We start from the raw sequence: 12497 nt of genomic DNA on the forward strand, positions 1-12497 counted from the left end.
GATTATTTTCACATTTTGACCATTATTTCACATTTACTTCATAATCTAGTTCAGAAAAGCTAATTAGGGGTTTGAGCACTCAGAAATTTAGAGGCTCAATGATGTTAAATAAAGAAGAAAAGACTATCCCCTATCACTTAAAAACAATACTCTTAGCAAGATCGTTATATAAATTCCCACCAATTAACCGATGTTAATGTTGATTTTTTATGTAGGAAATGACCTTTATGCCCTGGATAGTTCTCAGGTCGTGGAGGTAATTCCCAGAGTCAGCCTCCGAAAAATACACCAAGCTCCTGACTATGTGGCTGGTTTGTTTAACTACCGAGGTGCAATTGTGCCAGTCATCGATCTGTGCCATTTAATTCAAGGTACTCCCAGCCGCTCCCACTTAAGCACGCGGATTATAATGGTCAATTACGTTGCTAAGAATAATACTCATTACTGCTTCGGTTTGATGTCAGAACGAATCACAGAAACCTTAAAGAAACCAGATACTGAGTTGGTCGATGCCGGAGTTCAAATGAATGACGCTCCTTATTTAGGAGAAATGATTATGGATGAAAAAGGCATGATCCAACGAATCCGGCTAGAGTATTTGTTATCGGAGTCCCAACAGATATACTTATTACCTCCTAGCCAAAGCCTAGGCAATTCCCGGTAATCTCCGGGAACTGTCAGCTAGGATGCAGACTAAGGTGCGATTTGTTCCTACGTTGTTTTGGTCATGATACCCGGGAGTGACCTCCAGCTCCCGGCTCTATCGCTAACTATTAAAACAAAGGCAAATGTGTAGTTAGCCCAACAAGCCATTACAACCTTGTCAAGGAAAACATTACCAGTTTTGAGGCATTTAACAATGCAAAATTACGTACTTGTTATTGACACAAACAAACGACCACTAAACCCGATTTCCCCAAAGAAGGCTCGTCGGTTACTAGACAAAGGTAAGGCGGCGGTTTTTAGGATGTATCCCTTCACGATCATATTAAAAACTGCGATCTATAATCCAGTGGTATTACCATGTCACATTAAAATTGATCCTGGTAGCAATACAACTGGATTTGCCTTAGTCCAAAACAATCAGGTGATCTGGGGAATGGAATTAGAGCACAGAGGAGAATTGATCAAGAAAAAACTAGAGTATAGAAAGGCTGTAAGGCGCGGAAGACGTAATCGTCACACCCGTTACAGAAAACCAAGATTCCTTAACCGTAGACGAAAAGACGGCTGGCTCCCACCTAGTTTAGAACACAGGATTTTGACTATTCATACTTGGGTAAAACGATTGATAAAATTTTGCCCGGTCAATGAGATTTGGGTCGAAAGAGTTAAGTTTGACACTCAAAAAATGCCAAACCCTGAAATTAATGGCATTCAGTACCAGCAAGGAGAGCTAGCTGGCTATGAAGTTAGAGAGTACTTGCTAGAGAAATGGGGAAGAGAATGCACCTATTGTGGCAAGCAGTCCATCCCGTTACAAATTGAACATATTCACCCAAAATCTAAAGGGGGAAGTAATTCGGCAAAGCCGACGCTACGCGAACGAGTAAGTAATCTCTGCTTAGCCTGTGAAAAATGTAATCAACGGAAAGGTAATAAATCTATAGAAGATTTTCTGAAAAAGAAACCAAATTTACTTCAGAAAATCAAAACTAAAGCCAAGCAACCATTACCGGATGCAGCAGCGGTGAATACGACTCGCAACAAGTTAGTGAAGGTACTTCGATCAATCAAGCTTGTGGTCACAGGAACGGGAGCGCAAACCAAATACAACCGGACGAAACTAGGACTGCCTAAGCAGCACTGGATTGATGCCGCTTGTGTTGGGGATATTGAGACCTTGGTCTTGAGAACCTCTCAACCCCTGTTAGTCACTTGCAAGGGACCCGGAGGAAGACAGAAAGCAGCACTTAACAAATACGGTTACCCCATCAGACACAACCCATTGAAACCAATCAAAGGCGCTTGTTACTGGGGACATAGCCAAGCATAAAAAACTAGGAATAGGCAAAGTTACCCCTAGAAGCAAAGGAAGCTTTGGATTCACCCCGCTAGGAACCAAGGGCTACAAAAGTTGCAAATCTCAAGATATATCAGCAATACACCGAAAAGATGGATACACTTAGGGACTTGCATGTAAAAAAAATACCAATTAAAGTAGGGTGGGCAAAGTTATCTTATCTATAAGACTCATTTGAACCAAAATGTTTTTGCCCACCCTACAAGCTAAAATCTGGTATTTTATTTTTTGGCTACTCCCTTACAGGTTTTGCTAGTACATGCCGGATTTTACCAGGAAATAATAGTCCTAGGCATGACTGGAGCAGAAAATCAAAAACTACCAACTAACTAACAACTAAGAACTAATAGTAATGATTCAGGCGACTATCGAGGCTTTGCTGAGAAAGAAAATCGGTTTGGATGGCAGTACTATTGGGTCTAGACAGATTGCTAGAGCGATAGAAACCAGAAGATTGGCTTGTGGCTTACCGGATCAGCAAACGTATCTGCAGCAACTGCAAACCTCACCTCAAGAACTCGAAGCACTGATTGAAACGGTCGTTGTCCTAGAGACTTGGTTTTTCCGGGACAGAAAACCCTTTGCGTTTCTGAGTCGTTACGTCATATCTGAGTGGTTGCCCAAACCCAACCACCCCATCCTGCGGGTGTTAAGTATACCCTGTTCTACTGGAGAAGAACCTTACTCCATTGCTATGACCTTGCTGGATGCGGGTTTGACTCCTAATCAGTTTCGGGTCGATGCCATTGATATCAACAAGGAAGCATTGCGCAAAGCTCGACGTGCTCTCTACAGCAGGAATTCCTTTCGGGGCAACCAGCTACAGCAACGAAAACGCTATTTTAAGCAAACAGCAGATGTTTATGAATTATGTCAGTTGGTGCGGAATACGGTTAATTTCAAGCATGGTAACATCCTAGAGCCCTTGGGCAAGCCTCAGAGCAACTATGACATTATATTCTGCCGCAATTTATTGATTTATTTAGATAAATCTGCCCGCTTCCGTGCTATAGAACTCTTAGATCGCTTATTAATGCCTAAAGGTTTGCTGTTTGTGGGGTCTGCTGAAACAGGAGTAATAACTACCAATCGATTTGTGTCCGTTCGCTATCCCTTTGCTTTTGCCTATCAGAAGGTGAAACATCTTGGAGAAGGCCAGACCAGGGACTCTCAACAGGGGCGCAGGAGAAATTGGGAAACCTCATCGTCACTCCCGACTCATAAGTCCCCAGTGACGCTGATCCATTCTCTGTATCCAATACAGGAAAAGCACAAGGGGCAAAACCAGGAAGACCAAACAACATCATCTTCCCCTTCTGCCCTGGTTAATCGACAGTCTAAAGCAATCAAACAGTCCTGTTTACAAAGGGAGCTTGAAAAGGGACAAGAATCCTTGCTTGAAAAAGCCAGGAGATTAGCCAATCAAGGAAGTTTGGAGCAAGCGGCTACACTGTGCCAAACTTACCTAAGTCAAAATTTGACTAGTGCTGAGGCTTATGTATTACTCGGAGAAGTCCATCAGGGCTTGGGCAATGACGAGCAGGCTGAGCAATGCTTCCAGAAAGCGGTTTACCTGAAACCGAATTCCTACGAAGCACTCTTTCATCTGGCTTTACTTCAAGAAAATCGTGGGGAGCTGGCTAAAGCTACAGTAATCCGACAGCGAATTAAACGACTACAAAACCTGAAGAGTTAATAGCAACGGGGGCTATCTGGAATTAAATGAAAATTGCAACTAAACTACTAGGTCTACTAATCTTCTCTGGTTTGACCATACTTTTAGGGGGGGGAATTAGCTGGATAGGACTGTCAAAGTTAGCGAATGAAATCGGTAAGATAGCTGAAGAGGATCTCCCCCTAATCCAGCACATGACGGAAATGCAAGAAAGTCAACTTGCTCAGGGGGTTAATTTTGAACGGGCGTTTCGATTTAATTACCGATATACAGAAAGCGCCACTGCTAGAAACACCTTTAGTGAAGCCAGAGGGGAGTTCAAGCGAAGGGATGGATTAGTAGACGACGCTCTTAGAAAAGTTGATAACATCCTCAAACGTGAAATCCAAAAAGCCTTAAGTAATCAGCAAAAAGAATACTGGTCAGATTTAAAATCTGAATTAGATTTATATAAAATAATGCATGATAGTTATGGCAATAAATCTGAGGAAGCGTTCAGTTTAATTGTTAAAAATCAACCCGATCAAGCGGAATTTGCTGCAGAACGGATGCAAAAGTCCGCAGAAGAACTTAAAGCAGAAATGAGGAGTCTATTGCGGCAAGCCATTACATTATCTCAAAACTCAGCCAATATTGCTAAAGAAGACCAACAACGTACCATCAACATCGTACTGATTGCTTTCATTTTTATCATTGGGGCTACTCTAGGTTTTGGAATTTTTGTCACCCGGGATATCGTTAATTCGTTAAACAAAGCAGTAGATATAGCAGAAGAAGTTTCGGCTGGTAATCTGAGTACCAAGGTGGAAATTACCTCAACGGATGAGATTGGACAATTACTGGCATCTCTCAAAAAGATGACTGAAAACCTCAATTCATTGATCTATAAGGTGCAACAGTCTGGTATCCAAATGACTAGCTCCACCACCCAAATTGCTGCCTCTGGTAAGCAATTAGAAGCAACCATGACCGAACAATTAGCCTCCACCAACGAGGTGACAAGCACAGCTCAAGAAATTGCCAATACCTCTGGGGAATTAGTTAAAACTATGGAGCAAGTCGCTCAGCTGTCTCAAATTACTGCTGATAGCGCTAGCCATGGTCAACAAGACCTGATGCGTATGGAAAGTACCATGCGTCACTTAGCCAATGCTACTAGTTCTATTTCTGCCAAACTGGGGGTGATGAATGAAAAAGCCAATAATATCAGTAGCGTTGTAACCACTATTACTAAAGTAGCGGATCAGACTAATTTACTATCCCTCAACGCTGCCATTGAAGCGGAGAAAGCAGGAGAGTATGGGGCGGGTTTTGCGGTTGTGGCTAGGGAAATTCGGCGGCTAGCTGACCAAACGGCAGTGGCTACTCTAGAAATTGAGACCATGGTAAAAGAGATGCAATCAGCGGTGTCAACTGGGGTGATGGAAATGGATAAATTTAGCAAAGATGTCAGTACTAGTGTAGAAAATGTCGGCAAGATTAGTGAACAAATTGCTAAAGTAATTGAGCAAGTGCAGAGCCTGACTCCCCAGTTTGAGATGGCAAATAAACGTGTGGAAAACCAATCGGAAAGTGCTCAACAAATCAGCGAGGCGATGGTTCAATTAAGCGAAGCATCACAACAAACGGCTGACTCTCTAAGAGATACGAATAATGCTCTGGAACGATTGGATGATACTGCCCAAGGATTACAAACAGAAGTTTCGGTTTTCCAAGTTTAGAAAAGCCGAGTAGTAGGATCGGAAGCGAGACCCTACAATTATATTTGCTCCGTCATGGCAATCCTAAATTATAGGTTTAAACTATATATCATTGAAACTAGTTTATAAGTAATTAACCGGACTTGATATATTTTTTAGTATGGGCAATGTAAGGAACATGATATAATTCATATGATTTTTTTACGATGGACGAAAATAATTTAGATTTTATAATTTCCAAGTCAACCAGTATAAATTATAGAGTATATCGAGATGTTTACAAAAATTAATCACCGAATTTTTTTAGGCTCTTCAATTCCGATTATTTGTATGATTGGATTAGGAGCAATTGTTTATTCAAGCGCGATGAGAACGTTTGAATTTGAATCTCAAATTGCGACCACTTCTTCAATCCTAGGACAAAGAGGCTGCCCCATAGAAGTCAACCTGATTGCTCATGGGCTTACGAAAATGGTGCGCAGTGTCCGAGCCTATGTTATTTCTCCTGCAGAGGTACGTTATAAGCAATCCTATCAAGAGGGCTATCAAAGTTTCCGTCAATATAGTTCAGCGCTCAAGGAGCAAACTCAAGACACTCTACAACGACAACTTTTGGAGAATTACATTGCAGAAGGGGAGAAAATACATCAATTATCTCAACAGGTTTTCCGACTCGTAGATTCAGCCAATATGCCTGATGCGACTGCTTTAGTTAAGTCAATTAATGCTGAAAATGTTGATAAGAACAGGGTGCAGATGATCCAACGGGCAGAAGCTCTCATGACGGAAGGGGTCAGACAATTCCAGGAACAACAGCGCTGGCTAATGAATGTGGTTTTGGTTGGCACTACATTATCGATAATACTGACTATCCTTATGGGTATATGGGTTACTTTGCCGCTACGAAGCAAGATAACTAGATTGCTAGGAGCAACCGAAAGGCTGTCTGCTGGGGATTTAACCCAGGCAATTGAAGTCTCTAAAGATCAAGATGAGATTGGACAAGTACTTGGTGCCTTGCAGACCATGACTGAAAACCTCAATTCATTAATCTATAAGGTGCAACAGTCTGGGATCCAAATGACTAGCTCCACTACCCAAATTGCTGCCTCTGGTAAGCAATTAGAAGCAACCATGACCGAACAATTAGCCTCCACCAACGAGGTGACAACCACAGCTCAAGAAATTGCCAATACCTCTGGGGAATTAGTGAAAACTATGGAGCAAGTCGCTCAGCTGTCTCAAATTACTGCTGATGCTGCTAGCTATGGTCAACAAGACCTGATGCGTATGGAAAGTACCATGCGTCACTTAGCCAATGCTACTAGTTCTATTTCTGCCAAACTGGGGGTGATGAATGAAAAAGCCAATAATATCAGTAGCGTTGTCACCACTATTACTAAAGTGGCCGATCAGACTAATTTACTATCCCTCAACGCTGCCATTGAAGCGGAGAAAGCGGGAGAGTATGGGGCGGGTTTTGCGGTTGTGGCTCGGGAAATTCGGCGGCTAGCTGACCAAACGGCAGTAGCTACCCTAGAAATTGAGACCATGGTAAAAGAGATGCAAGCGGCGGTGTCAACTGGGGTGATGGAAATGGATAAATTTAGCAAAGATGTCAGTACTAGTGTCGAAAATGTCGGCAAGATTAGTGAACAAATTGCTAAAGTGATTGAGCAAGTGCAGAGCCTGACCCCCCAGTTTGAGATGGTAAACCAACGTGTGGAAAACCAATCGAAAAGTGCTCAACAAATCAGCGAGGCGATGGTTCAATTAAGTGAAGCATCACAACAAACGGCTGATTCTCTAAGAGATACGAATCATGCTCTGGAACGATTAGATAATACTGCCCAAGGATTACAAACAGAAGTTTCGGCGTTCCAAGTTTAGAAGTAAGCCGTCAGCCTTGGCCTTGGCCAAAAGGCCACGCTACGCGAATGGCCACGCTACTTGAGGTGCCTTCAGCTTTTTAATCACGGAAAACTGGCTCTGCCGAACTTACTATGTCAAACTCAAAACCTTCAACGATAACTATCCCGTGATTTTCTACCTCAATATCCTAAACTAACGGTCAATAGCGGTGCGACCCCGCGCTTTCGTGGGAGCGCTAGGGAATTCGCACCAAGAGGTTGACATTACCTAGCCAATCAAGAATGAAGGATGAAATTGGAATTGGAGGGATAGTATTGGAAATACTGTATCTTCCTAGAAGACTATCGTAAATATAGCGTTGCTCAACTGTTCATTAACTAAGGAAATTACTCAATTAGAGTTAGATAATATCCAATTTTTTAATTATTAATTTTAGATGCTTAAACTAGCATAATAATTTTTGTTTATAAACTATACTAAAAACAAACATAATGTCAATTTATACAAGTAATAAACCAAGTTTTAACGATTGTTGGAACCAAATCGGAGTGACAGGCGATCGCTCCTGCCCAGAACTAAAAACCTTCATTCATTGCCGCAACTGTCCGGTTTATTCTTTAGCAGGGCGCGGCTTGCTTGAACGTGAACCGCCTCCAGGTTACATTAATGAATGGACTAACTTACTGGTTTCCCAATCTGTCCCACAAGGTGAAAGTGCTCTGACACAACTAGGGGAAACCATATCGGTAATTATCTTTAGGCTAGGAGTAGAATGGTTGGCATTGTCGGCAAAGTTATTCAAAGAAGTAACCCAGCCTTGTGTTATCCACACCATCCCCCACCGCAGCAACGAGATATTACTGGGAATCGTGAATATTCGTGGGGAAATCCTAATGTGCGTTTCCCTCAGCAATCTCCTGGGTTTGGAAGATAATCCTGCTAACTCAGGTTCCGAGCAATCCAAAATCCAACAGCCCCTAACTCGAAAATCCAAAACGAATGTGAGTCCTGTCATGTATCAACGGATGGTGGTTGTGGAAATTGAGAGCAACCGATGGGTCTTTCCCGTTGATGAAATTTTTAGTGTTCAACGGTTTCATACTAATGAATTACTCGATGCACCAGCGGTTATTTCTAAAGCTACAGATACTTATACAAAATGGATAATTATCTGGCAGGATAAAAAGGTGAATTACTTGGACGATGAGTTATTGTTTTACACCCTCAATCGGAAGATTATGTAATCCAATGGGGTGATGGGGGTCAAGTGCTATCTATGTAGGTATTCAGGCGTCAGCTATCAGCTATGAGCTATCAGCTATCAGCTATCAGCTATGAGCTATCAGCTATCAGCTATCAGCTATCAGCTATCAGCTATCAGCTATCAGCTTTGGGTCTATGGCCACGCTACTTGAGGTGCGAACAGCTTTTGAATAAAATAAACTGACGGCTGACCGCTGACCGCTGACCGCTGAATGCTTAAAAAATATCATAAATCCAAACTCTAAACTCTAAAATCCTATGACAGACAGCGGACAAGATATGAGCAATTTCTCCATGTTGGATTTATTCCGCATGGAGGTGGAAAGCCAAGCAACGATATTAAATGACAATTTATTGGCTCTGGAAAGTAATCCTTCCTCCAGCCAAGAACTGGAATCCCTAATGCGTGCAGCCCATTCCATTAAAGGTGCTGCCCGGATTGTCCAAATTGATGCTGCCGTTAACATCGCTCATACTATGGAGGATTGCTTTGTGGCAGCTATGAATAAAACCATTACCCTCAAGGCAGATCACATTGATGTCTTGCTGCAAGGTGTCGATTTCCTCCAACAAATCAGCCAAGTTGATGAAGTGAATTTAGACCAATGGTTGTCTGAACATGGGCAAGCCATTGAAGGTCAGAGTATTGCGATCGCTAAAATTCTCGCACCAGAATCTGCACCCTCCTCCCCACAACAGCCATCTCCATCTCCTGCCCCTAGTACCTCCGGGCCACAGAAGTCGGAAAAACTAAGCGCTATAGATGATCCTTCCGAAGTTTCCACTCTCGATACTACGAATACAGCCATAGAGACTCATCAGCAAACTGTTGATCAGCAAACTGTTGATCAGCACCATCTAGATCAACAAAATATTGATCAGGTAGTAACTCACCAGGCTCAAACCGATTCTCCCCCTCAAGTACCTAGTCAGGAGTCTGACAAGACCACGATAGAGATTGAAAGTCAACCCTTGGAGCAGACTGTTAGCCACAAGCCTCAAACCCCAGTGGCTGCCAAAGACAATCAATCCTCATCTACCCCAAAAAATGATTTAACTGAGCAACCATCGATGGCTTTGGATAGTGCCAAAAAGCCGGAAGCTAAAGAGAGAGTTGTGCGAGTCAGTGCTGAAAACTTAAATAGCTTAATGGGTTTAGCTGGTGAATCCCTAGTGGAGGCGAATTGGCTACAACCCTTTGCTGATTCCTTGATGACCCTCAAGAAACATCAAATGGAATTATCGAAGATCCTGGAAAAATTACAGGATGCTTTAGCAATATCCCAGGTCAATCAAGTGGGGGAGGAATATCTGAAAGTCGCTCGACAAAAGGAACAGGAATGTCGAGAAATTTTAGGCGATCGCATGAGTGAACTGGAACTGTATGCTCGTCGCACTGCTAATCTTTCGGATCGTCTTTACCGAGAAGTGATTGCGTCTCATATGCGTCCTTTTGCTGATGGGGTACAGAGTTTTCCTCGCATGATTAGGGATATAGCCAGAAAGCTGAATAAAAAAGTTAAATTAGACATTACTGGCAAATCTACGGCAGTAGATCGAGATATTTTACAGAAACTAGAAGCACCACTGACTCATATTTTGCGTAACTCTGTAGACCATGGTATTGAACCTCCCCAAGAGCGTGTAGCAATGGGGAAACCAGCCCAAGGCACAGTGCGACTGGAAGCTGTTCATCGTGGTGGGATGTTATCGATTACTGTTGCTGACGATGGCAAAGGCATAGATCCAGAGAAATTGCGGGAAAAAATTGTCCGCAAAAAAATGATCACCCCAGAGATGGCAAGCCAGCTAGCTGAACATGAGCTGATGGAGTTTCTATTTTTGCCGGGATTTTCTACTGCTAAGCAGGTAACCGAAATTTCTGGTCGTGGGGTTGGTTTAGATATTGCCAAGAGTATGGCACAAGAGGTAGGTGGCACCCTGCGAGCTACCTCTAAGCTAGGACAAGGAACGAGTTTCCACTTCCAATTGCCTCTGACTCTATCAGTTATTCGTACCCTATTAGTGGATATATATGGTGAACCTTATGCGTTTCCGCTAGCACGAATTGACCAAATTTTCATGGTAGATAAAAAAGAAATTTCTGTAGTAGAAAACCGGCAATATTTTACCCTTAATGATGAAAACATTGGACTGGTAGCTGCCCACCAAGTCTTGGAGTTAGATGACTCTTATATCAAATCTGAAACCCTACCAGTCGTGATCATCAGTGACCAATCGAATCGTTTTGGATTAGTAGTTGATAAATTTTTAGGTGAACGGGATTTGGTGGTTCGACCATTAGATCCGAGGCTGGGCAAAGTTCAGGATATCAATGCTGCTGCTTTGATGGGAGACGGTTCGCCGATTCTAATTGTGGATGTGTCAGATTTAGTGCGCTCCATTGATAATCTACTCAATAGCCGCCAGTTGAACCAAGTCAGTGCTGATACTGATGATACTGATATCCAACAGCGGAAACGAATTCTAGTAGTTGATGATTCCATTACCGTGCGGCAAATGGAACGTAAGTTACTGGAAAACCAAGGTTATGAGGTGGAAATAGCTGTTAATGGCATGGATGGTTGGAACGCTGTTCGTACCAACCCTTATGATTTAGTTATTAGTGATATTGATATGCCCCGCATGAACGGCATTGAGCTAGTCAGCCATATTAAAAGCCATGATAAATTAAAATCAATCCCTGTGATTATTATTTCCTATAAAGACCGGGAACAAGACCGTATTCAAGGTTTGGAAGCTGGCGCAGATTATTATCTAACCAAGAGTAGTTTCCATGATGATTCGTTGTTGAATGCGGTGATTGACTTAATTGGAGATTAGTGATTAGTGATTAGTGATTAGTGATTACTCCCGACTCCCGACTCCCGACTCCCTTATAAAAAAGTAATCAGCATTTTTATGACATGAAAATAGCAATTGTTAATGATTCAATGATGGCAGTAGAAACCCTGCGGCGTGTCTTGATGGGGGTTCAAGACTATCAAGTAGCTTGGGTGGCTAGTGATGGTGCCGAAGCTATTGCCAAATGTACCAAAGACCTCCCAGACTTAATTTTGATGAATTTGACCATGCCAGTAATAGATGGGGTTGAGGCAACTCGCCAGATCATGAAACATTGTCCCTGTGCGATTTTAGTGGTAACCGCTAGCATCCAGCAGAATTCATCGAAAGTATTTGAAGCCCTTGGATATGGAGCCTTAGATGCTGTCAGTCTGCCAGTTTTGGGCACTCGCGGTAACCCAGATGCTGCCCAGGAACTACTTACTAAAATTGCTACCATTGGTAAACTGATCGGAAAATCCACCCCAAATTCAAAATCCCCAGCCCGAAATTCCCAACTCCATCTTCCGCCGTTAATCGCAATTGGTGCTTCGACTGGAGGACCAAAGGCTCTAGCAACGATTCTCTCCAGCATACCAGCAAGTTTCAGTGCAGCAATTGTGATTGTCCAGCATGTGGATCTGCAGTTTGCTTCAGGATTAGTGCAGTGGTTGAATAATCAGACACCCTTGGTAGTCCAGCTAGCGTCTGACCGTAGCCGTCCAGAAGTAGGGAAAGTATTGATTGCTGGAACCAAAGACCACCTGTGTTTAACATCGAATTTGAGGTTAACCTACACCAGCAAACCCAGTAATTATCCCTACCGCCCCTCCGTGGATGTTTTTTTCAAAAGTTTAGCCGAGTACTGGAAGCGCAAGGGCACGGCTGTGTTGTTAACTGGCATGGGTAGAGATGGAGCTGAAGGGCTAAAACTGTTGCGCTCTAAAGGTTGGCATACTATTGCCCAAGATAAAAGCAGTTGCGTGGTTTATGGGATGCCGAAAGCAGCAGCAGAGTTGAAGGCGGCGGTGGAAATTTTGCCCCTAGACGCGATCGCACCTGCCCTAATCAAAGGATTCGCTTTTAAGCCTTAGGTAAATTCCTATAGCTCAATTCCAAT

General features: G+C 42.9%; 8 protein-coding genes and 1 pseudogene. All 9 read left to right on the forward strand.

The features are described from left to right. Nucleotides 1-190: 190 nt before the first annotated feature. Complete coding sequence (locus F6K64_RS25590) at nt 191-664, forward strand: chemotaxis protein CheW (protein WP_044494127.1); 474 nt, start codon at nt 191-193, stop codon at nt 662-664. Nucleotides 665-859: 195 nt separating this feature from the next. Continuing rightward, nucleotides 860-2129 (forward strand): annotated as a pseudogene (iscB, locus tag F6K64_RS25595) (RNA-guided endonuclease IscB). A 246-nt stretch (nt 2130-2375) separates the two neighbouring features. Further along, nucleotides 2376-3719 (forward strand): CheR family methyltransferase, encoded by a 1344-nt coding sequence (locus tag F6K64_RS25600; RefSeq protein WP_287266728.1) that lies wholly within the window; start codon nt 2376-2378, stop codon nt 3717-3719. Nucleotides 3720-3745: 26 nt separating this feature from the next. Further along, nucleotides 3746-5419 (forward strand): methyl-accepting chemotaxis protein, encoded by a 1674-nt coding sequence (locus tag F6K64_RS25605; RefSeq protein WP_287266730.1) that lies wholly within the window; start codon nt 3746-3748, stop codon nt 5417-5419. Between the two features lie 252 nt (nt 5420-5671). Then, entirely contained in the window at nt 5672-7288 is a 1617-nt protein-coding gene (locus F6K64_RS25610) for a methyl-accepting chemotaxis protein (protein ID WP_287266731.1), read from the forward strand. A 473-nt stretch (nt 7289-7761) separates the two neighbouring features. Beyond that, a complete protein-coding gene (locus F6K64_RS25615; RefSeq protein ID WP_008187552.1) occupies nt 7762-8514 on the forward strand; it encodes a chemotaxis protein CheW in 753 nt (250 codons plus the stop codon). A 62-nt stretch (nt 8515-8576) separates the two neighbouring features. Continuing rightward, the gene (locus F6K64_RS25620; protein ID WP_008187554.1) at nt 8577-8717 is read left to right on the forward strand and encodes a hypothetical protein; all 141 of its coding nucleotides are present in this window, start codon (nt 8577-8579) and stop codon (nt 8715-8717) included. 74 nt (nt 8718-8791) lie between these two features. After that, nucleotides 8792-11377, forward strand: a complete 2586-nt coding sequence (locus F6K64_RS25625; RefSeq protein WP_287266734.1) for a hybrid sensor histidine kinase/response regulator — start codon at nt 8792-8794, stop codon at nt 11375-11377. An 83-nt stretch (nt 11378-11460) separates the two neighbouring features. Beyond that, complete coding sequence (locus F6K64_RS25630; protein WP_008187558.1) at nt 11461-12471, forward strand: chemotaxis response regulator protein-glutamate methylesterase; 1011 nt, start codon at nt 11461-11463, stop codon at nt 12469-12471. Nucleotides 12472-12497: the final 26 nt, after the last annotated feature.

Origin of the sequence: Moorena sp. SIO3A2, assembly GCF_010672265.1 — a bacterium.
Taxonomy (GTDB): Bacteria; Cyanobacteriota; Cyanobacteriia; order Cyanobacteriales; family Coleofasciculaceae; genus Moorena; species Moorena producens.